The organism is Desulfotomaculum sp. OF05-3 (assembly GCF_003435535.1).
GTDB classification, from domain to species: Bacteria; Bacillota; Clostridia; order Lachnospirales; family Lachnospiraceae; genus Pilosibacter; species Pilosibacter fragilis.
In genome coordinates, this window is record NZ_QWGO01000028.1 from 15,800 (window position 1) to 37,686 (window position 21,887).

Annotated in this window: 26 protein-coding genes; 2 read left to right on the forward strand and 24 right to left on the reverse strand. The window is 41.3% G+C overall.

What is annotated here, in order from left to right; translation table 11 throughout:
* The 4 genes from DXA87_RS13395 to DXA87_RS13410 all read right to left on the reverse strand — a co-directional run bounded on the left by DXA87_RS13395 (nt 1) and on the right by DXA87_RS13410 (nt 4,637).
* Nucleotides 1–666, reverse strand: coding sequence for a response regulator transcription factor (locus DXA87_RS13395; RefSeq protein ID WP_199537931.1), 666 nt, complete (start codon nt 664–666; stop codon nt 1–3).
* 82 nt (nt 667–748) lie between these two features.
* A complete protein-coding gene (locus DXA87_RS13400) occupies nt 749–3,310 on the reverse strand; it encodes an ABC transporter permease (RefSeq protein ID WP_117504865.1) in 2,562 nt (853 codons plus the stop codon).
* Complete coding sequence (locus DXA87_RS13405) at nt 3,300–3,986, reverse strand: ABC transporter ATP-binding protein (protein ID WP_009243486.1); 687 nt, start codon at nt 3,984–3,986, stop codon at nt 3,300–3,302. The genes DXA87_RS13400 and DXA87_RS13405 overlap by 11 nt, the downstream gene beginning before the upstream one ends.
* Before the next feature lie 120 nt (nt 3,987–4,106).
* Entirely contained in the window at nt 4,107–4,637 is a 531-nt protein-coding gene (locus tag DXA87_RS13410) for a PadR family transcriptional regulator (protein WP_101874533.1), read from the reverse strand.
* Nucleotides 4,638–4,765: 128 nt separating this feature from the next.
* On the opposite strand from DXA87_RS13410, the gene DXA87_RS13415 reads away from it, so the two are divergent.
* Entirely contained in the window at nt 4,766–6,157 is a 1,392-nt protein-coding gene (locus DXA87_RS13415) for an MATE family efflux transporter (RefSeq protein ID WP_117504867.1), read from the forward strand.
* 54 nt (nt 6,158–6,211) lie between these two features.
* Here the strand turns inward: DXA87_RS13415 and DXA87_RS13420 are convergent, their stop codons facing one another.
* From DXA87_RS13420 to DXA87_RS13445, 6 genes are all read right to left on the reverse strand, one after another.
* Nucleotides 6,212–6,397 (reverse strand): cysteine-rich KTR domain-containing protein, encoded by a 186-nt coding sequence (locus DXA87_RS13420; RefSeq protein ID WP_011528003.1) that lies wholly within the window; start codon nt 6,395–6,397, stop codon nt 6,212–6,214.
* Between the two features lie 3 nt (nt 6,398–6,400).
* The gene (locus DXA87_RS13425; protein WP_009320284.1) at nt 6,401–7,159 is read right to left on the reverse strand and encodes an EFR1 family ferrodoxin; all 759 of its coding nucleotides are present in this window, start codon (nt 7,157–7,159) and stop codon (nt 6,401–6,403) included.
* 8 nt (nt 7,160–7,167) lie between these two features.
* Nucleotides 7,168–7,758, reverse strand: coding sequence for a TetR/AcrR family transcriptional regulator (locus tag DXA87_RS13430; protein ID WP_101874535.1), 591 nt, complete (start codon nt 7,756–7,758; stop codon nt 7,168–7,170).
* Between the two features lie 127 nt (nt 7,759–7,885).
* Entirely contained in the window at nt 7,886–8,593 is a 708-nt protein-coding gene (locus tag DXA87_RS13435; protein ID WP_117504869.1) for a conjugal transfer protein, read from the reverse strand.
* A 2-nt stretch (nt 8,594–8,595) separates the two neighbouring features.
* Nucleotides 8,596–9,228, reverse strand: coding sequence for a CatB-related O-acetyltransferase (locus tag DXA87_RS13440; RefSeq protein WP_117504871.1), 633 nt, complete (start codon nt 9,226–9,228; stop codon nt 8,596–8,598).
* 126 nt (nt 9,229–9,354) lie between these two features.
* A complete protein-coding gene (locus DXA87_RS13445) occupies nt 9,355–9,618 on the reverse strand; it encodes a CD3324 family protein (RefSeq protein ID WP_117504873.1) in 264 nt (87 codons plus the stop codon).
* A 352-nt stretch (nt 9,619–9,970) separates the two neighbouring features.
* Here DXA87_RS13445 and DXA87_RS13450 point away from each other — a divergent pair, with 352 nt between their 5' ends.
* Nucleotides 9,971–10,330: a helix-turn-helix transcriptional regulator gene (locus tag DXA87_RS13450; RefSeq protein WP_077744919.1), complete on the forward strand. Its 360-nt coding sequence runs from the start codon at nt 9,971–9,973 to the stop codon at nt 10,328–10,330.
* A 25-nt stretch (nt 10,331–10,355) separates the two neighbouring features.
* On the opposite strand, the gene DXA87_RS13455 is transcribed toward DXA87_RS13450, so the two are convergent.
* The 14 genes from DXA87_RS13455 to DXA87_RS13520 form a co-directional block, all read right to left on the reverse strand.
* On the reverse strand, nt 10,356–12,116 hold the full coding sequence (locus DXA87_RS13455; RefSeq protein ID WP_117504875.1) for a lysozyme family protein: 1,761 nt from the start codon (nt 12,114–12,116) through the stop codon (nt 10,356–10,358).
* A 53-nt stretch (nt 12,117–12,169) separates the two neighbouring features.
* Nucleotides 12,170–12,943: a class B sortase gene (srtB, locus tag DXA87_RS13460; protein WP_117504910.1), complete on the reverse strand. Its 774-nt coding sequence runs from the start codon at nt 12,941–12,943 to the stop codon at nt 12,170–12,172.
* A gap of 79 nt (nt 12,944–13,022) precedes the next feature.
* Nucleotides 13,023–13,427 carry a DUF6075 family protein gene (locus tag DXA87_RS13465; protein WP_077744917.1) on the reverse strand — a complete coding sequence of 135 codons (405 nt, stop codon included), beginning with the start codon at nt 13,425–13,427 and terminating at the stop codon, nt 13,023–13,025.
* A complete protein-coding gene (locus DXA87_RS13470) occupies nt 13,408–14,241 on the reverse strand; it encodes a DNA methyltransferase (protein ID WP_117504877.1) in 834 nt (277 codons plus the stop codon). Before DXA87_RS13470 ends, DXA87_RS13465 begins: the two co-directional genes overlap by 20 nt.
* 4 nt (nt 14,242–14,245) lie before the next feature.
* Nucleotides 14,246–16,579: a VirB4-like conjugal transfer ATPase, CD1110 family gene (locus DXA87_RS13475; RefSeq protein ID WP_101874540.1), complete on the reverse strand. Its 2,334-nt coding sequence runs from the start codon at nt 16,577–16,579 to the stop codon at nt 14,246–14,248.
* Entirely contained in the window at nt 16,572–17,000 is a 429-nt protein-coding gene (locus DXA87_RS13480; protein WP_117504879.1) for a PrgI family protein, read from the reverse strand. Before DXA87_RS13480 ends, DXA87_RS13475 begins: the two co-directional genes overlap by 8 nt.
* Before the next feature lies 1 nt (nt 17,001).
* The gene (locus tag DXA87_RS13485) at nt 17,002–17,238 is read right to left on the reverse strand and encodes a hypothetical protein (protein ID WP_117504931.1); all 237 of its coding nucleotides are present in this window, start codon (nt 17,236–17,238) and stop codon (nt 17,002–17,004) included.
* A gap of 87 nt (nt 17,239–17,325) precedes the next feature.
* Complete coding sequence (locus DXA87_RS13490) at nt 17,326–17,643, reverse strand: type II toxin-antitoxin system RelE/ParE family toxin (protein ID WP_117504881.1); 318 nt, start codon at nt 17,641–17,643, stop codon at nt 17,326–17,328.
* A 3-nt stretch (nt 17,644–17,646) separates the two neighbouring features.
* Nucleotides 17,647–17,913: a type II toxin-antitoxin system Phd/YefM family antitoxin gene (locus DXA87_RS13495; protein ID WP_008976571.1), complete on the reverse strand. Its 267-nt coding sequence runs from the start codon at nt 17,911–17,913 to the stop codon at nt 17,647–17,649.
* 95 nt (nt 17,914–18,008) lie between these two features.
* Complete coding sequence (locus tag DXA87_RS13500; RefSeq protein WP_101874542.1) at nt 18,009–18,845, reverse strand: hypothetical protein; 837 nt, start codon at nt 18,843–18,845, stop codon at nt 18,009–18,011.
* Between the two features lie 5 nt (nt 18,846–18,850).
* Nucleotides 18,851–19,450 (reverse strand): MT-A70 family methyltransferase, encoded by a 600-nt coding sequence (locus DXA87_RS13505; RefSeq protein WP_348982229.1) that lies wholly within the window; start codon nt 19,448–19,450, stop codon nt 18,851–18,853.
* 55 nt (nt 19,451–19,505) lie between these two features.
* Nucleotides 19,506–19,880, reverse strand: a complete 375-nt coding sequence (locus DXA87_RS13510) for a glutamyl-tRNA amidotransferase (protein WP_117504883.1) — start codon at nt 19,878–19,880, stop codon at nt 19,506–19,508.
* 14 nt (nt 19,881–19,894) lie between these two features.
* On the reverse strand, nt 19,895–21,688 hold the full coding sequence (locus DXA87_RS13515; RefSeq protein ID WP_117504885.1) for a VirD4-like conjugal transfer protein, CD1115 family: 1,794 nt from the start codon (nt 21,686–21,688) through the stop codon (nt 19,895–19,897).
* A complete protein-coding gene (locus tag DXA87_RS13520) occupies nt 21,675–21,872 on the reverse strand; it encodes a hypothetical protein (protein ID WP_004848373.1) in 198 nt (65 codons plus the stop codon). Before DXA87_RS13520 ends, DXA87_RS13515 begins: the two co-directional genes overlap by 14 nt.
* Nucleotides 21,873–21,887 lie beyond the last annotated feature (15 nt).

Sequence of the window (21,887 nt, forward strand, 5' to 3'; positions counted from 1 at the left end):
TCATTCTCCAAAAGAGTAGCCCATGCCAAAAACTGTTACAATGTATTCCTGCTTTTCATCATTCAGTTTCTGCCTTAGCCGCTTAATATTCACACGCACGGTATTATCATCAACAAAGTTTCCGTCTATATCCCAAAGCTGTTCCAAAAGCATCGCCTTTGTAACAACCCTTCCCCTGTTTTCCATTAGATAAAGGAGCAATTTGTATTCTGTTGAGGTCAAATGTATTTCCTGTCCCTTCATTAAAACAAGACACTTTTCTTTATCTAACTCTAAATCTCTGTATTTCATACGAAATTTTCCTATGCCAGTTCGTTTTAGAACTGCCAATACTTTTTTTCGTAAAACTTCAATAGAAAAAGGCTTTGATATATAATCATCACAACCAACGCCAAACCCTTCCAACATATCTTCTTCCGTATCATTAGCGGTTAAAAATAATACGGGTGTTTCCGATGTTTCCCGAATTTTCTTACAAAATTCCAAACTATTGCCGTCAGGCAGGTTAATATCAAGCAGAAACAAATCATACTTTTGCTTTTGGTATTGCTGCAATGCTTCCAAATACCCATAGACTGCTGTAACCGTATGCTCGTCTTTTTTTAAGGCGATAGAAATACCCTTGCTCAAAATTTTATCATCTTCAAGGAGAAAAATATTTGTCATAGCCGTAAAACGCACCACCTTCCTCAATATGCAAAATTGCAGGAACAGACGCAGCAACGCTGCGTCCGTCCCGCAACCTCATTTAATTATCAAAATTGTGCAGTCTTTCAATGACCGTTTCATCAGAAGTTGCCTTGTAAACAATGGCAGGAACGCTTAAGCAAATTACAAAGATTGCTGCGATCAAACCGATGACAAGAGCAACAGGGTATTTAAATACTGCATAATTTGCCATATGCGGAACTGCATCTGCCACCAACATTAGGAACGCATTACCAAAAGTCATAATCAGCAGAGTAGAAATCAGAGCATAAATACCGCCTTCTAAGGTCAATATCTTCCTGATCTGCTTTTTCGTTGTTCCGATACTTTCCATAATGGCAAATTCATTTTTCCTTGCCACCACACCCGTCAGCATTACATTGACAAAGTTAATCAAACCGATGACAATGAGCAGAATTGCGGCACCGTTTCCCAACAAGCTTAAAGAGTAGTTCATCTGTTCAAATAGTTCTTTCTGATTAACAGAAGATCTAAGTTGCCATTCTGATCCAGTCAAGGTACTGTTGATCGCCTGTAATTCGCTGTCAATTCGCTCTAAATCGTTGAAATTCTTAATGTCAACACCGATTGCCGAAATGATCGGTTCTTTCGTCAGTCGTTCCATACCCGCTTCGCTGACAAAGATGATATTCGGCACAATTTGAATGTCCTTGCGTCTGCCAATACCTTCTGAAAGAGTATTATCATAATCGTCATAGTAAAAAGCTCCGCCAATTTTGAAATCAGTTGCCTTGCCGTCTGTACTGTCGGCAGTTAGTGTCAATGTTTCACCCACTAAAGCGGTATTAGGAGCGTTATATTCGGTATCTTTTCCTGCAATCGCTGTTTCGCCACGCTTAAATGCTTCCATGTCAATAGGCGTATCAGAATGCTCTGCATTGTATTCTTCCAGTACCCTGTCGTCTGGAAGTGTTGTAATATAGCAGCCGTAGTCACCGGCATCAGCATACCCTTTAAGTGCCTCTATCATTTGTTCATAGGACTGCCCTTTGGATTTATATCTACTGTCCTCATATTGGATTTTCATAAAGCCTTCTAAAGCGGTTTCATCAAAGTCAATACCTGCCCAGACTGTCTTTTGAATATCTACATTTTCAACACCGTCGATTTGCTTAATCTGTTCCACAAAATGTTCGTCGAATTGAGGTACTTCCTTGTTGAGTTGCTCAGGCTGTTCAAATTGAATATCATTGTATTCAAAGTTATAATCCATGTATTCCTTAATAAAGTTCTCAGCCGACATACTGCTTATAACTCCATTTACACCTAAAATCATAGTAATTCCCATGAACAAGGACATAAACACAAGGATAGCACGCTTTTTGTCACGGAATACATTATGAAATGCCATCACATACAGCTTGCCGCCATTGGTGGAATTCCTGCTTTTTGTTTTCTTCGGTGCAAAATTCTGAAACTTCAATGCTTCTATTGGCGATATTTTTGCAGCCGCTTTTGCAGGAGCATTGCAGGCAATCCAAACGGTTACCGCTGAAAAGATTACGGACAAAATATAGATAGATGGATGGAAAAACACTTCGGCATCCATCATCGACTTGCCCTGTTCAAAGCCCTCGTTCAAAACAAAGGGAACAATTCCAAAGGAAACAGCGGTGGCTAACAAAATGCCAATCGGGATACCAATGCAGGCAAACTTCACCGCCTGATTTTTTACCAGTGATTTAATCTGTTTTTGCGTTGTTCCAAGCGTTTTCATCAAACCGTAAAAGCGGGTATCCTTTGAAATGGATATATACAAAACATTGTAAATGAGCAGATAACCGCTGCCAATGATAAAGAATACCAATAGGATTACCATTGCGATAACTGAACCGCTTGATGATTTCATGGAAACCGCACCGCCGAAAGATTGATTTTCATTCAACTTTACATCTTTTTGAATACGATAAAAATCATCGGGCATTTTATTCAGAGTCAAAGAAAGAACACCGTCCTCTGCTATTGTATAACCGGCGTTTTTACAATAGCTTTCTGAAACAAATCCCATTCCTGTACCTGTATAGGAATGAAACCAGCCGCTTAATGTGAAGTTTTTTTCCTGCTGACCGTTTTTATCATAATAGGACAGAGGGATTTCCATATTCAACTTCGGCTCTTTCATTCCAAGCTGTGAAAGAGCATCCTCCGACAGCATAATTTCATTTTCATCTGAAGGATATTTTCCTTCTAAATCTTTGATTGCTTCTTTATAGTGTTTATCCCATTCAGTAGTGTCGTAATACAAAAGTGCAATAGAAAGCTCACGCCCCTCGTCGTTCTTCTCGGCAACCGAGCCGACCATATACTGCATACCGACGGTTTTGACATATTCCAAATTCTTAATCTGCTGTTCCTGCTTTTCTGTCGGCATCGCAAGAGACGCATTAGCGGTCGTGCCTGCGGTACGCACCTGCATTAACTTCATATTTTCCATATAGTTAATGCCCAAACTAAACACGGTAGTAATCATAAAGGTAGTAAGAACGATCGCAAACACCGCAAACAGGTTACGAATACGGTTTGCTTTCATCATTCCCTTTTCTACTCGCTTAACTGCTTTTTTATTTCGGTTAGCGTGCATATCTGACACCTCCCGAAACAACCTTGCCATCCTCAATGCGGATTGTGCGATCTGCCATTTGAGCGATTTCCTCATTGTGCGTGATCATAATGGTGGTTTGGTGGAACTGACGGCTGATCGACTGCATCAGCAAAATAACATCCATACTTGTTTTTGAGTCCAGATTTCCAGTCGGCTCATCCGCAAGGATAATGGCAGGCTTTGTCGCAAGGGCACGGGCAATCGCAACCCTCTGCTGCTGACCACCTGAAAGATTATTCGGCATATTCTTAAGCTTTTGTTCCAAGCCAAGAGTATGGATAATCTCTTTTACAAATCTTGTATCGGTCTTGCCACCATCGATCTCAATAGGGTACACAATGTTCTCATACACATTAAGAACAGGAAGCAGATTATAATTCTGAAAAACAAAGCCAATGTTTCGACGCCTAAAAATCGTCAGTTCCTCGTCTTTCATTTTCAACAGTTCTTTTCCTCGGATAGTAACACTACCAGAAGTAGGACGGTCTAACCCGCCGATCATGTTGAGTAGTGTAGATTTACCGCTGCCTGATGTACCTATAACAGCAACAAATTCGCCTTCCTCTACGGAAATGGATACCCCATCCAAAGCATGGACTTCGTTTTCTCCGCTTCCGTATATCTTTCGTAAATCTTTTGTTTCAAGTATTGCCATATTAAAACCTCCAAATTTCTGTTTTTATTTTGTAAGTTCAGTATAGCAACCACTTCTTACAATCTCATTACAATCCAAACTAAAAAATAACAGCATCTCTTTTGTTCCTACCATGCACTTTTACGAATTGATTTCTTTTTTTAATGAAGCAATCCACTCCTCTATTGCCTCTGCCAATGTGTATTGTTGCTGTAAAACTGCCATACCCGTAACAGGAATATCTTCTTTACTTTTTTTCAAAGCAATATTTTCTTCCAGATATTTTTTCAATACCTCCATACTGCTCTCAATATTATCCAGACATTCTTGCTGTCTTTCTCTGGGCATACTGTCCAGATTTACAATGACAGCATTAAAATCTAAAAAAATGTTTATCGGCTTACAGGATATTTCAAGCATCAATTTTTCAAACTGCTGTTTCCCTTTTTCAGTTAAAGAATACACTGATTTTTCTGGCATTTTACCCTCTTTTTCAATATGACTTGAAATATATCCTTTTTCCTCCAACTGAATAACCTTTTTATAAATAGACGGGGTACTAATTTTTACCCATTTTGAAATATTGCGGTACTCTACCAACTTTTGAATGTCATACGCACTCAGAGGTTCTTTCTTTAACATTCCCAAAACAATTAAGTCAATGGTCGCCATATCAATTTCCTCCTTTACTCTCTTGACAACTACTATAAATTATAGTAGAATACCACTTGCGTTTCAACTACTATAATTTATAGTAGTATATTTTATTCTATTTGTCAAGTGAAAGGAGAACGAACACTATGGACAATCAAAACAGAAAATTGGAGTTATTGGGCAATGCTCCAATCCCAAAAGCCCTTTTAGCTATGGGTATTCCAACAATGATTGGTATGCTCATCAACGCCTTGTACAATCTCGTTGACGCATATTTCGTAGGCGGATTAGGCGAAAGTCAAATGGCTGCCATCTCAGTTGTGTATCCACTCGGTCAAGTAGTCGTCGGCTTAGGATTACTTTTTGGCAATGGGGCAGCATCCTACATTTCCCGATTGTTAGGACAAAGAAACAAGGAACAGGCAAACAAAGTGGCAAGCACTGCACTATATAGTAGCCTTGTTGTCGGTGCAATTATGATCGTTTTATCAATCATCTTTTTGAAACCCATTCTAAGACTTTTAGGTGCAACAGAAAGTGTCCTTCCTTATGCGGCTACCTATGCTGGTATTTACATTGTTTCCTGCATTTTCAATGTTTTTAATGTTACAATGAACAATATCGTGACAAGTGAAGGAGCAGCAAAAACTACAATGTGTGCCTTGTTGTTAGGTGCAGTCCTCAATATCGGTTTAGATCCATTATTTATATACACTTTTAATTTTGGTGTTGCAGGAGCTGCTATTGCCACAGCAATTTCTCAGGTAGTATCTACTCTTGTGTATCTATTTTATATATTCAGACAAAAAAGTGCTTTTCAGTTTAGAATAAAGGACTGTACCTTTTCTAAAGAAATTCTATCTGAAATTTTCAAAATTGGCGTTCCGACACTTGTATTTCAATTATTAACAAGTATTTCTATCTCTCTAATAAACAATGCCGCAGGTAATTATGGCGATTCAGCCATAGCGGGAATGGGCGTTGTTACCCGTCTTATATCTATGGGCAGTTTAACAGTATTTGGTTTTATCAAAGGTTTTCAACCGATTGCAGGTTACAGTTATGGGGCGAAAAAATTTGATCGTCTGCGTACTGCAATCAAAATTTCCATCTTATGGTCAACTGTTTTCTGTGTGATCGTAGGTTTATTATTCAGTCTGTTTTCTACGACTATTGTTTCACAGTTTACAACTGGAAACACAGAAATGATTCACATTGGAGCTTCCTCTTTAAGAGTAAACGGTATTACATTTATGCTGTTTGGATACTATACGGTATATTCCTCTTTATTCCTTGCTCTTGGAAAAGGAAAAGAAGGGTTTATTCTTGGAGCTTGCCGACAAGGTATCTGCTTCATTCCCGTTATCTTAATTTTTCCATTTATATGGGGATTAAACGGTATTTTATATGCACAGCCGATTGCCGATGTTCTCTCTGCACTTATTACAGTATTTATGGCAATCCCTTTGCATAAAAGTTTAACTGTTGCCGAACAGAAAATGAAGATAACAACTTCTATCCCCTGTGACAGACAATAAAATCAAGCATAAAAGTAGTAACAGAGCCGATGAACTGTGAAACATTTCTCAAGTTCATCGGCTCTGCGTCTTTGCGTCTGGCTCTTTGATGACAGTTATTTGCAAGTTCTTTGCATCAATTAAACTTTCCTGTTTACATTTCGGACAATAAAGGGGGAAGTTTTTCAATTCCGTATCTTCCCTGATTTTGTCACGGGTTTTATTGCCACATATCGGACACATTATCCATTCTGAATTCATAAATTATCTATAATCCTCTATTCTATATTGTTCTACAACTTCATTTCCTAAAAGAGTTATTGCCTTTTGGGGGCATAGACTAATACAGCGATAACACATTGTACAGCGATCATTCGACACAACTTTCTTATTTCGTAAAATAAGATTTTTCATTGGGCATATAGAAACACATTTTCCGCAACCAATGCAATTATTGTTAATCTTCAACTTATTGGAATAACCTTTTGTTTTTTTATAAAACCAAAGCCTTTGTCCCAATAATCCGATGATATGCGAAACCAGCGTAATACCTTCTTGTGGATAATCTCCATTTATAATCTGCAAAGCCACTTTCTCGATTTTTTTATCTGCCCGTGCTATAATACAACGATTTTCATCCATTGTCTTTTTTAATAACTTGCTGTCACAAACAGAGTCTGGCATATGAATGTGTATTCCACCCAAAATAGTTGCCCCGTACCTTTTTAACATTCTTGTCGTGCATCCCGCACCATCACCACTAAAAGCCCCCATTGTCGCAATGCACAGTATTTTCTTGTTTTTCCAGATGTCAGCATTCTTTTTAATAAAGTCACGCACCATATATGGAGCATTAGAAAACTGTGTAGGATACCCTATGTAAATCTCTTCGTTTTGTTGAATTGCTGAAATAGCTTCAGGGCTTTCCATAGGAATAGCTTTTGCAGATGAATGAATAAGAGATACCAACTTTTCAATGCAATATTTTGTGTTACCCGTACCACTTAAATAAATTCCAACCATAAATTCTCCTAAAACTCACAACTAAATATTCCGATTAAATCTGTCAGTTTATCTTCCCATTTGTATGCGTAATGAACATTCTCCATCGTTGCAAGAGTCGTAAGACCTTGCACATAAGCAAATAATGCAACTATCAAATCTTCTTTTTTGCTTTGTGTCATATTTGTATCGGCAAGTAATTTCAACACCTGTTCTTTGTAAATCGCAAAGGGCTGATAATTGCTTTCCCTACCACTGCCAATATTCAAATCAATTTGTATATTTCCTTGCTGAAAAAGAAAGTTAAAATATTGCGGATGGCTTATAAAAAAGGAAATATATGCTTTGCCAAATTCTAATAAAAAAATAGGTGTCCCTCTATATTGGGAAACTGTATTTTCGAGTACCTCTGTAAACTTTTTCGTAATATGTAATTGCATTTCTTGAAGCAATTCTTCCTTGTTAGAAAAATGACTATATGGTGCAGCGTGACTTACACCACAAGCTTGTGCCACCTTACGGAGAGAAAGTTGATTTATTCCATTCTTATTCACTAATTCAATTCCTTTTTCTATCAAATCATTTTTCAAATTTTTATGATGATAAGGCTTCTTTTCCATACACACCCTCCAATCTTTACAGTGTCTATATTATATTGAAAAATCTTTACGCTGTCAAGATTTTAGATGAGGTTTCACTATAAATACTGGTTTAATGATTGTGATTACTCACAAATTCATTAGCTCTTTAATAACTATTACAAAATTGATATTTTGTAACATACTCAAAGTCATTATTCTCAACGTAATATACTCTATTTTCATTTACTGAATATACAAAGGAAACTCTTGTCGCCCATATTCCTTCCTGCTTCACAGATTTTAATATCTGGAATGCTTCAGCAACGGAAAAACTATCATTACAATGCTTAAGAAGTTCGTCAGCTCTTTCAAATCTATCATCATCAGATACAATATATGGCTTCGTTATTTCTGGACTTAATATAGAATAGTTGGTTATGAGCGAATATTGGGCTTTCTCCAATCTATATCCTAATCCAGGCTCTATTATTAGTACACGCCCTTTTTTATCTGATAACATAGCCTGCATAGTAGCATCTGGAGCATATACAATCCTGTTATTTTGCACGATATTTAATACATCATCAAGAGTAATTACTCCTTTGATAAAACTTTCTGTCAACTCTGAAATAGTGCGACACTTTGGAGCGTTGCTGTATTTTCCTTTTTCATTTCCATTTACATAAAGAAGCGTACCGACATTACCGTTCTTATTTACTCCGTGAAAAGAATGGTAACTACTATCAGGCATTTTTATACCAATATAAAATCTGTTCTTTTCTTTAATAATTTTATGAGTCCAAACAGAAAGATCTATGTCAAAATTAAATCCAATAATGGTGTCTTTTCCATTATAAACAAATCTTGTACACATAACTAAACCTCCATAATACGATCCACACATCCTGCTTGAATGGCATCAAGATTTAGAGCAATCTTTTCATCTGACCAATTCCACCATTGAATATCAAGTAATGTATGGATTGTTTTGTCATCAAAGCGTTTTTTTATCGGCTTTGCAGGGACGCCGCCAACTACAGTATAAGGTGGAACATCTTTAGTAACTACAGCACGAGTGCCAATAATCGCTCCATCACCAATCTTAACTCCTGCAAAAATAACAGCTTCATAGCCAATCCAAACATCATTGCCAACAATAATATCACCTTTATTGTCCCACGATTTAATAACATCTTTTTTGTCAAGTGCCCATTCTTCAAAAAACAATGGGAATGGATAGGTTGAAAGTGATGACATGGAATGATTTGCACTATTAAACAAAAACTTTGCACCACAAGCAATAGAACAAAATTTTCCGATAATCAACTTATCGTGATTTATTGGATAATGATACAATACATTATTCTGTTCAAACCCCTTTGGATCATTAACAAAGTCATTGTACATCGTGTAATCCCCGATTTTTATATTGGGATTTGTAATCACATTTTTTAAATAAACTGTTTGTGTATCTCCTGTTCTTGGATAAATCTTATTTGAAATAGGCATTTTGTAATCCTCCTTGTGTTATACATTATAATTTTATCAATCACAAAAATGCTATTCAATGCACTAAACAATACAGCTTTGTTTAGTGTAAAAAAGAGAGCTACTTTCTCAGCAGCTCTCCTAAAATTATCTCTGATATATAATTTTTCGTATAGCAGATACCGAAAGAAAATATCGTTCAGCAAGCTCCTCCACAGAAATACCGTTATCATATTCCATAATGATAGCAGCATTGCGTTTTGCAAGTTCTTTTCGATACCCAGATAATTCACCCCAAGGTTTATGTTGTTCGTCTTTAGCAGGAATATAAATATATTCTGCCTGAACATACTTTTGCAATTCTTCGACCAACATATCAGGAAGAATTGCATTTGCATTAATGTATTTCATGTAGGCTTCCTCCTTGATTGATAAAGTCAAGTAGCAAAGCCAGATATATTTACTTAGCGACTATGAATACTCCTTGCAAATGTCGCTTAACTTACTGGCTTTGCAAGGAGAAAAGCATCATTTTTCCTTTTTTTATTGATACACATATATCTCACCGTCCCATTAGTATCTTGTTTCTTAGCATATCATATTCGAGCATATAATTCAATTATCCATATTCTTATTACGCATTTTAATTTCTTGAAACAAGAAATATTATCTCCTGTTTTGAGCAATCTCACTTTCTTTAATAAGAAGCCACATCTCTGTAAAATATAGAAATATGAAGTATCAGAGGATAGGTGGTGAGTAAATGGACGATAGAAAGTGCAATCTGGACTTCGATTTTACACCGATAGGTCAAGCTATCAAGAAAGCCCGCAATACGGAACATATGACAAGAGAAAATTTAGCAGAGCTGTTGGACTATTCCGTGCGTCATGTACAGTCCATTGAAAACGATGGGCAGTTTCCAAGCATTCAGCTATTATTTTTCCTTGCCCGACGATTTCACATCTCACTTGACCAGTTCCTTTTCCCAGAGGAAAAAACGGTAAAAAGTTCTACACGCAGACAGGTCGATGCCCTGCTTGATGAGCTTGACGATAAAGAGTTGTCGGTTATTGAAGCTACCGTCAGAAGTCTATGTAAGGCAAAAGAGCCAGAGGAATAAACCTCTGGTTTTCTTTTGCCCTTTTTTAATATGCAGGGATACCATAACCGTAGATTACACTGCTTCCAACAGGATAACTTCTCTGCTTACATTCATCCCCAGAGTTACCCTCAACAGTATAAACTGTACCATTTTCGCTTTTCTCCACGATCCCTGTGTGGTCGATTGTTCCATCTCCCTCCCAGTCAAAGAAGATGAGATTGCCTGCTGTCGGCTCATAATCCCGACCTTGCCATTGTCCATTGTTCCGAAACCAATTCACACCATCCGAACAAAGGGAATATTTCGGTATAATTCCGCTTTCCAAATAGCCGCACTGCTCGGCACACCAAGATACAAAGCAGGCACACCATTCCACACGGCTGTCAAAACCGTACCACGACCAGTAAGGCTCACCGCCCACATTGCCAAGCTGTGTTAAAGCAACCTCTACAATCGCCTGATTGCCACCGCTTGTAAATGCCCGTCCGTATGGATAGTAACGAAGCACATGAGCAACATACTGCGTATCGCCATAGCTGTCCCATCCCAAGCGTTCTGCCTGTATTGCGGAAAATTCTACGGCATTTGCATAGGAATATCCTCCATAGTTATTTTTCGCCCAAGATATATAGCCATTTCCAAAATTATAGCCCTGCAAAGCAAGTTTAATATGCTCCATATCTACGGGGTTTTCCACCTCTGCCGCATTTAAGCAGTCTGCAAGATTTTGAATACCCACATCAATCGAATACTCTGGATCGGTAATTCCATTCGGGGTGTTGGGATACCTCGTGTTATATCCACACTCCGAAGCCTGCATCGGGTCATTTCCACGACCACCCGATTCCTGCATCATAACTGCCTTGATAAGCTCCACATATTCGGGAATACCGTGTTGACTGGCATACTGGCGTATCAATGGATCATAGGCTTCCACTTCCGCACTTACAGGAGTATAAGCGTTGCTGTTACCTCCGCCGCCAAAGAGGGACACGGCACAGCCAAGCAATACAACAATCAAAATTATAATTACTGCAACCCAACCACCTGCAACAATGGCGGCAATCAATGCTTTTGTACCCGCTATAATCGCTTTTACTGCTGACACGGTAGCTTTTGCTGTCGTTTTGACCGCAGCAGCGGACGCTTTCGCCGTGGCTCGTGCCGCCTGTGCCGCTTTCTGGGCAGCCTTGGCAGAAGCCTTTGCCGCTGCCTGTGCAGATTTAGCGGTGGTCTGTGTTGTTTTAATGGCAGCTTTTGAGGTTGCCTGTGCAGTCTTAACTGATTTCTGTGTCGTCTTGACTGTTCCTTTTGCAGCGGTTTTAATTGCATTTTTACTGTTTCGGGCAGATTGCTTTATGGTCTTTTGTGTCTGTCTTACCCCTTTCACACGCTGAACAGAGGTATTAGACGCAGAAGAACGGCTCACCGTTCCGTAATGGAATTGTGAGCCATTCTGTCCTGCAGCATTTGCCCTTTGGCTTTGGACTGTTTCCATCATCCTTTTTTGCTTGAACTCAAAAGCCTTGTCCTTCGCCTTAACAATGTTCTCTTTCGTGGTGCGAACGCTTTTCTGTCCCTGTTTGTCAAATTGATAGACACCCTCAGCAGTCACACGCTCAGCGGTGTGGGACACCTTATCAGCAGCATATTCTGTGGCAGAGTTTTCCTCCGCATAGCAGCTCTGCTCTGCTTTATCCTTTGTCTTGGTATAAGCAGATTTCATACGCTCCGAAGCAACAGCAGCCTTATCAATGGTCTTGATTGTTCCTTTGACCGCATCTCTGGTTTTAATCTTCGCCATACAAAACCTCCCTTCCAAGAATACAGCACATCCTTTGAGATTTTGCGGTCACATTAAACAACCTTTTTTGCCACAACCACAAGCCTGCCATTTTGAGCAGAATATTCACAAGTCGAAAGGGTAATGAGCTTATCTCCATACTCAGCACTTACTCCCGTATCATAAAGAGCAAGTTCCTTACACTTGGCAACATATTCCGCAAAAGCTTCTTCTGTTTCTGCATTTACAAAATCGTAATAGCGATAACCCTCTGCACTATATGCCACAGTCTTAAATACCGCCACGATTTCATATTCTGCCTGCTCGGTCAGCGTATCAAACTGAATGGTCTTATGCTTTTCATAAAAGCTCTTGGACTTATAGCTTTCCAACGCACCAAACATCTTGCCGCCTTTGATGTGGTGTCCGTAAATGATCAGGTTATCGCTATTTAAGATGTCACAATTTTCCTGAATATACGGTACACCCAGATCGCTGTATTCTTTTTCAAAATTTCGCTTGAGATAAAAGTTCGGATTGTTCTTTGTCTGCATGACAGGATAATTGAGCTTTGTTCCATCAATAGCGATCCATCCCACCATATCTTCATTCTGCAAATAAAGTTCTCTATACTTTGCAAGAACATCCTCGCCCTCGCTGACAGGCGTATCCCCAGAAGCAGGCTCACTTTCGGGAGCTTCTTCCACCACTTCGGCAATCTGTTCAAAGGCTTCTGTCTGTTCCTCCACCTGTGCATAATGATGATAGATGTGAAAACCGCAAAAAGCCGCCGTACCAAGCAGGCACACGGCGGCAGTCAAACAAATCTGTTTCTTATATTTCTTCAGATAATCTTTCATAGGCTATTCCTTTCTTCATTCCTGCCCTGTTTTCTGGGCATCGTGGTACACCCGCAGGGTGTTTTCTTTAGCGTGTATGGTCGTTCTGTTTTTGGGGCGTATGAAGTTCCCTGCAATATTCTGGGTATCGAACCTTAATGCCCTCCATAAAATACGGGGCGAACTCACAGCAAAATAAATCTTCTGGCGTAAAGCTCGTTTCCCGACCTTCCTCTACATAGTTGTTCCAGAGATTAAAGGCAAGGTGGCAGACCTTGACCGTTCCGCTTGTCTGCCACCCTCCATACATCCCTTCTGGTTCAATACAGTCTTGCTTAAAATCAAACATCTGATTGATATTTGCCCTTGTTTCTCCTGCAATGCCCATTACATAGAAAAATGCCCTGTGATAACAGTCGTTGACTTTACACTTTGACATCATTTCCAGAAAGAAATCACGATGCTCTTTCGATTTAAAAATAATTTGTGACATTCCTCTTTTCTACCTCCTTAATTCGATTTTGTGCAATTTCAAAATACGCCTTATCAATCTCCGCCCCCAGATAGGCTCTCTGGGTTTGTATCGCTGCTAATGCTGTACTGCCTGTTCCCATAAACCCATCAAAAACCAACTCGCCCTGTAAACTGGAAATCTGTATCAACCACGATAAACACTCCACATTTTTTATCGTTGGATGATAAATCTGATGCTGTTTTTGCCATACGGAATTATAGGTCGCTTTCGGATATTCTTCGCCAAACCAACAGGCATTGAAGCGTGTCTTATATTTTTTACTTCGTTCTCTGCCTGCATGGTACTGCGTTCCTTCTTTTTTCCTATTCTCAAGAAGTGTTGTATGCTGAAAAGTTCGCCGTCCTTTCTGGCAGAAAATAATCCACTCTGCATTATTGGCATAGCTGCCTGTTAAGTCGCCAATCCCTCCAATCGTACCTTTTTCCACGATCAGACAATTCTTTACCGTAAAGCCTGCCCGTTTCAAACAGTCATAATGGTAGGGATAGCAGTCAAAACGGGTAAAAAAATAAGCGTGGGAGTTCTCACGCAAAATGCGGTAGCTTTCCCTCGCAAACCGTTCATAATCTATCCCCATATCTCCAGTTAAAACAGCGTGGGGCTGCCTTGCAAAATGATTTCGGTAAGAGATACCATAAGGCGGATCAGTTAAAATGAGTGATACATAGTTATCGGGAATTTGTGCCAACAACTCCATACAATCGGTATGATAAATTTGATTACACAATCCCTTTCTTTCCACCTGTGCCTGTAAAAGCTCTCCGTCACCCATCCGATTAAACCTCTCCAAACTTGGTTGTCATCAGCCTGTAAAGCTCTGTATTTCTTGGGAACTTATTGACAAACGGTACAAGGGAGCTGCCTACCTTTAAAAGCCCCTGTCCTGCCCCCACATTTGTGATATAGCTCATCTGAAGGTCTGAGATATTCAGGAGTTTGGCAAGCTCAAGTCTGTCGGTGGATGCCTGATTGAGCATAATGATAAACTCGGAGTTTGCAAGCATTGTCCTTGCCGTATGGCTCTGTAACAGGTCGTCCACATTCTGGGTAATACCTGTACAGTAAGCACCGTACTTACGCACACGCTTCCAGAGGGTAAAAAGGAAGTTTGCACTGTATTCGTGTTGGAACAGCAGGTAAATCTCATCAATGAAGATAAAGGTGTTTCTTCCTTTTGCTCTGTTCTGGGTGATACGGTTTAAGATACTGTCAAGCACTACAAGCATACCAATCGGCTGCAACTGCTTTCCTAAATCAAGGATGTCATAACAGATAAGTCGGCTCTTTGTATCCACATTGGTATGCTTAGCAAAGGTATTCAAAGAACCGTCTGTAAACAGCTCAATGGCAAGGGCAATCTCCTGTGCTTCTGGCTCATTCTGCTTTAACAATTCCTCACGGAAGTCCTGCAAAGTCGGCGGTGTTCCCATATAGTTGCCCTGCTGATAATAGCGGTACACACTTGCCGTACAGCGGTCAATGATGGACTTCTGCTTTGCACCAAGACTGTTGCCGCCGATAAGCTGCTCGCACAGGGATAAAATAAACTCTGATTTCAGAATGACAGGGTTTGCACCGTCACCATAATCAGAGTTCATATCCATAGCGTTGATGTGGCTTTCACTTGTGGCAGAGATGTGAATGACTTCTCCCTGCATTGCTTTTACAAGAGGGGAATATTCTCGCTCTGGGTCAATAATAATGACATCCGCATTAGGGTCTGTGAGAATGATATTGGTCATTTCTTCCTTCGCCGTAAACGATTTACCTGCACCAGATACACCTAAAATAAAGGAGTTTCCGTTTAACAGGTGGCGGCGGTTTGCAATGATCATATTTTTGCTGATCACATTCTGCCCGTAATACACACCGTTCTCGTGATAGATTTCCTGCACACGGAAGGGGATAAATACCGCAAGGCTCTCTGTGGTAAGGGTACGCAGGGCGTCAATCTTGCGGACACCAAAGGGCAGGGCGGTATTCAATCCATCCATCTGCTGATATTTCAGTACCGCAAACTGGCACAGGTGCTTTCTGGCGGTAGTAAGAAGTGCTTCCGTATCATTGTCAAGCTGCTCTTTCGTTTCTGCCGTATGCACCATTGTCAAAACAGCAAACATCATCCTCTGGTCACGGGTCGTCAAATCGTCCAGAAATTCCTTGCTTTCCTTTCGCTGCTGTTCAAGGTCGTAGGGAATAACTGCGGAAAAGTTATTGTTCTGGTTTTGCTTTCTCTGCCAGTTTGTGATGTTGGTTTCCACACCCAAAAGCCTGTTTTCCACTTCTCTTACCGCTTCGTCCGTAGGAACAGGAACAACATCTACGGACAGCATCATATTTCTGTTCAGCTCACAAAGCTCTGCCACCATACTGTCTTTGATATATGCCGCATACTCACGAAGAAAAATCACACGCCCATATCTGTCGCCAATACGGAAGTAGTCCTTTTCAAACTCGAAAGTATCAGGACAGATATAGTCCTTAAAATCGTGACCTTTTCGCATACTCAAAAGCATATCAAAAGCAAAACCTGTTTCCTCGCCTGTACGGTAAAAATCGTGAAAAATACGGAGTTTTTCTCCTGCGTCAAGCTCCACACACTTTGAGCCAAGACGGTTAAAATGCCCGATCAGGTCAGCACCCACACGGGCAAAATAATTTCGGGCTTCTTCAATATTCTTTTTGCAGACAGATACCGTCACATACTTATCCTGCACAATGGCATTTGCACCTGTTGCCTTATCAAGCAGCATTTTGTTATATTCCTTGCGGTACTTATCCAGTCCATCGTCTGCCATTGGGATTAAGATCGTCTGCTCAAAGTCTGCCTTGTTAAGACGCCTGTTGTTAATGGTAATCTTCGTAGTCGCACCGCTGTCAAGGGCGTTGAGAAGTTCTGAATATTCAAGGAACATCGCTTCCTTATCCTCACGGCTTGCCACCGCATAGTTAATATCCTCAAACTTAAATGTCTTTGCATACTTGTTCTTTCCCACAAGGAAAACGCCGTCCTCCCAGATCGTCTTAATCGGGATCACCGATTGCACCGATTTGGGTACGACAAACTTTTCCTTATCCTGTTTAAACAGATTTTTCAATGTTTTAATCATTCGATACCTCCTTGCTCTTTTGAGATTTCTTTCTCTGTCTGCTCTTTTGCTTTCTGTGGATACGGATACCCAGAGCTTCTTTTTCGTGGATGTCAATCGTTTCTTTTAAGGCTTCATAGTAGAGATTATCTGGGGAAAACAACAGCTTTTTCGGCATGATAAACTCTGATTTTATCCACGCCCAGACGAACTGCTCCGCTGTCATCCCGTTGTACTTGATAAAACCCAACGCTGCAAAAGGCGAAGTTCCTAAAATACACATCCAGCTTAATGTTTCCGTGCCAAAGTAGGGACGGAGAAGAAAATACAAAGCCACCGCCACACCGCAGGCAAGGACAGAAAAAATGAACTGCCGCATCGACAGTCCAAAAAACATACTCTCCGTATAATTACGGATCTCCTTATTTATCTTGACTTCCATATTAGCACCATCCCTTCTTGACCTCTCCTGTCGCTATAAAAAGGATGCTGCGTTTTGGAACATAAAGCAATCCTGAAACAGCATCTCCTATTTCAAATATTTTGTTGTCGTCTGCCTTTTGGAATTTTCCCACCAGTCCTTTTTCAACAGGCAGATCGTATTCTTCTGACGCTTCAATCACTTCTCCGTTCAGTAAATGGATACGATAAATCTGGTAATATTTTTCTTCTTTCTTCATTTCTATCATCCTTTCCTTGTTGATAATTTTAGGCATAAAAAAATCGCCACCAACTGTAAGTGACGATTTCTGAAAGTTATTTTGTTGCTATCGAATGAGCCAACTGTAATCCTTACGGCAATCTAAGATATACTCCACATACACCGTATCATCTTGTATTTGATAGAGGACAAGATACCACTTCTCAATAAACATCTTGTGATATTTATTCGGTGTGATATAGGGTTCTTCAAAAAATGGAAAACGCTGCGGCATCTGGCAGAGGGAACGCATAGCGGTCATAATCTCTTTCTTTTTTGCCGCTGCTGCTTCTTTGTTGACCTGTGCCATAAAACGGATATGTGTTCCCAACATTCTCTTTGCCCTGTCAGAAACAATGACTTTGTATCTCTTGTTCTCTGTCATACGCTACACCTCTGCAATCACATCATCAAGGTAAGCGTCCAGTTCATCAAGCGTACAGCCAACTCTGCCTGCCATTCTATCTTCCTCTACGGCAAGCAATTCCTCACGCAGCTTCAGCATTTTCTCCCTGCGGTTATAAGTTTCAATATCCATAACGACTAAATCTCCCTCGCCGTTCTTGGTAAGGAAAATCGGCTCTGCGGTCTTTCTGCACATATCGGCAATCTCGTTGTAATTCTGGCGGATTGCTGCGGATGGTCGAATATTCATAACAAAACCTCCTTCTCGTATATTAGATAGTATTATTCTACCCATATTATACTCATTTCATACAACCAAGTCAATATGCACAGAAAAATTTTGCATTACAATCCCATCATCTCACGCACTACTCGGTCTGCCATTTTGACCGCACCGACTAAGATGAGCATATTAAAAATCAGCTCGCCCACATAACTCCACACCATTGTAACTGCCGCCGCATCAGGATTGACTACGGGCGGAGCTGCGGCAAAGAGGGAAAAGATAATACAGGCAAGCACAATGATTGCTCCCTCAAGGCAGACCGCAGAATAGCTCTTGATAAAACTCTTGCCTACACTCTGGCTCGGCTCTCCTGCAAATGCAGATAACGGCACAGGTGCAATGGCGGTATAAAGATAGAGCTTAAAAAACCTGCCGTACACCGACATAATCATAATGAACGACAAGACCGTAATAAACAGACCGCCGATCAAGGTGACTGCCCATAAGGGAATACTCTCGAAAAAGCCACAGTCCTCAACTGCTGTTACAATTTCCTGCGGCAATACCGTATCGGTTGCCGAACCAAAACCTGCGGCGTTCATTATGGTAGAAATCAAGCCTTGTACGATATTAAAAAGAGCCATCATCAACTCCAGACCATAAGTGACCGCACCTTTCGCAAGGGCAAAACGGATAAACAGCTTCAATGCCTGTTCGGGGCGTTTGACCTCTGCAAAATTGCCACAGGTACGCATTACGCCTACCACAAAAAACAGCACCAAAAGGGCAAGTCCGATCGCCTGCACCGCACCGTGGATACCGACGATCACATCCCATATCGTGCCGCCTTTGAACTGCTCTGGGGATTGGGTAATAATCTGCCATATCTCCGCTAACTTTTCATTCCAAGTGTTCAAAGCGTTCTCCAAATTCTGAACTACCCAGTTATCAGACACATCGATCACCTCCATTCTTTTTCTGTATCACTGCTTATTTCAATATCACTTTCCACCTCGTTTCCCCAAGCATCCCATCCCTCTGTCTTTTCACGGGCAAATAATTCCACACGGGGCAACTCCCCCATAAGCTCTACGATTTTCTCTCTTGCTTCTTCGGGCTTTTGGCTGTGTCCTCGGATTGGACTGATAAGAAACTGATGGACACGGTTGGAATTTCGGTGCGGTTTCCCTTTGATAGCAAGCAGACAGATTTCCGCATTGCCCCTTGTCCAAAAGCCCAGACCGAAAAACCAACCTTTTCCACTTTTATTCTGCTTCAGCCAGACAAAGGCTACTGTTTTGTACTGAAAGCCCCACGCCTTAATCACACGCAGAGCTTCAGGAAGCTGGGGAAAAGTCGCCCATAGAAACAAGACACAATCCTTTGCTGCAATCTCCTCTACCTTCAGCCCGCAAATATCTTTCACGCTCATTGTGGGATAATGATGTTCCGCAGCCCCCGACAACCTTTTCTGTTGGTATCGCCACGGTGGATCGGCATAAATGATATTGTATTTCTGGTTATTCTCTATTTTGTACCCTCCTTTCCTCCTGCGGTGCAGTTCCAAAGGAAACCGCACCGCAGGTATTGTCTTTTCTTTCTTCCTTACCTCAAACTTAACCTGTGATAAGGGTTAAAATCTCTTTTGCAAAGGTAATCACAACGCCGCCTGCAAGGGTCAGAAAGCCGTTTGCTCTCTGAGAGGGGTCGTGAGATTTCAGGGATAAACCGATCTGCACGATACCAAAGCCAAGCATAATCATTCCGACAGCCCTTACCAGACCGAAGATAAAGTCGGACAGGTTATTCACTACGGTCAACGGATCGCCTGCGGCAAAGGCAGTCACGGAGCTGCCAAGCACAACGGTCATCGCCATCACCACCATACAGTAAAAGCGGAAGCCTTTCTTTACCCTGCCTGTCATCGGCAGCTTTGTGTTATTCTTCTGGGTGTTGTTCTTCTGGGTGTCATTCTTCTTAAATAATCTCATACAGTAATTCCTCCTTAAATTTTGAATAATTCCTCTAAGTCCTCCTCGGACAGAAGCTCATAAGATGTGCTGACAGCCTGCACCGTTACAGCGTTCTTTGGAATATCGCTGTCAAACACAAGGGTTGCGACAGCCTGTGTCGGTTCGCCGTGCAGATAGGGCGGCATTCCTCCGTCCGTTGTCAGCTTTAAATTGGGGTGCTTTAAAATGTCATATTTCAAGTCCATCACAGGACGCTCCCCACGGATAAACAAAAGTGCGTAGCGGTTATCAAGCATACGCACTTCATCTGGGGTCAAAAGCTCACGCCCTGAGATTTGATAATTGGTGGAATAATTTCCGCTGCGACCAGAGCTTTTTCCATAGGTGTTCGTATCAATGGTTTCCTTTCCTAAAAGCTCCGACACATACTTATGGGTACTCTGTTCGTTGCCACCCAGATACAAAAATTCGTCACAATTACCGCAAATGCTTTCCCATTGCTTTTCAAATAAGGCTTTGAGCTGTGCCAGATTTTGCAGGATGATGCTGACCGACACACCTCTCGACCTCATCACACTCAAAATCTTGTCGAAATCGTCTGGCAGCGAAACATTGGCAAATTCGTCCATAATAAAATGGCAATGCACAGGCAGGCTTCCTCCGTATTTGTGGTCGGCAAGATAAAAGAGCTGTTGAAAAATCTGGGTGTATAAAATCGACACAAGGAAGTTAAAGCTCGTGTCGTTGTCTGGGATCAGGGCAAACAGAGCCACCTTTTTCTCGCCTAATGACGGCAGGTCAAGCTCATCGGTAGCGGTTAAAGCCGCCACACTCTCAAGATTGAATTTCTCAAGCCTTGCGGCAAGGGTGATCTGGATACTCTTTAAGGTCTTGGCACTACCAGAGTGGTAATCCTTGTAATACTTCACAGCGATATGGTCTGGGTTCTCCATTTCCAGACGGTCAAACAATTCGTCAAGAGGACTGATATAACTGTCATCATCCTCGTGGACTTCCCCTGCACGGAGTAACTCCATAACCATCGGGAAATTCTGCTCGTCCTTTGGTGCTTCGTATTTGAGATAGAATACCAAGGACAAAAGCAGCATACTTGCCGCCGTATCCCAGAACGGGTCTTGCGACTGGCTGCCTTTCGGGGTCGTTGCCTTAAAAAGATTGGTCACAAGCCTTTGCACATCGTTATCGTTCTTCAGATAGACAAAAGGATTGTAACAATGGCTCTTGTGCATATTGATAAGGTCAAGGACACGCACCTCATACCCTTTCTTTTCAAGCAACCCTCCCACATCTCGGACAATTTCTCCCTTTGGGTCTAAAACCACCATAGATGTGTTGCATTGCATAGCGTTGGGCTTGCAAAAGAAGCGGGTTTTTCCCGCCCCAGAACCGCCGCAGCAAAGAATGTTCAAGTTTCGGCGGTGCTTTTTCCCATCCAGACCGATACGGACATTCTGGGTCAGCAGCTTATTCGCAGACGGGTTCTTGTCTTGATATTTCTTGTTGATAGCACTTGCGTTGCCCCATTTTGCAGAACCGTGTTCCTCACGCCTGCGGTAGTTCTTCCGTGTAGAAAGATAAATGCCGATCCCCATCCCATAAACAAGCAAAAAAAGAAGGACAGTTTTTACGCTGTCCTCACACACCGTTATGTGAAACGGGTTGTTCATTGCTATGGGTAGGTTTTCAATAATTTCCACCAGACCGCCATCTACATACGGGGCGGTCAAGAGGGCAAACCACACGATGGGAAGAATACCGCAGACGGCAAGGATCAGGCTCGTTTTCTGATCGTTATCGTTCCTCACGGCACTTGCAGGGCAGCACCCTGACCTTTCTGCTCGGAGCTTCGGACACCTTGATAATCAGTTCATCCACAGGGTCGGTGGGGCGTTCCTCCTGTAACTGCTGTGTCCGCAAGGTGTTTAAGGCACGGATGACAATATTTTTATCATAAGCGTCCAATGCCAGATGGTAGCGTTCTTCTTTCATAAGCAGCACCTCGCC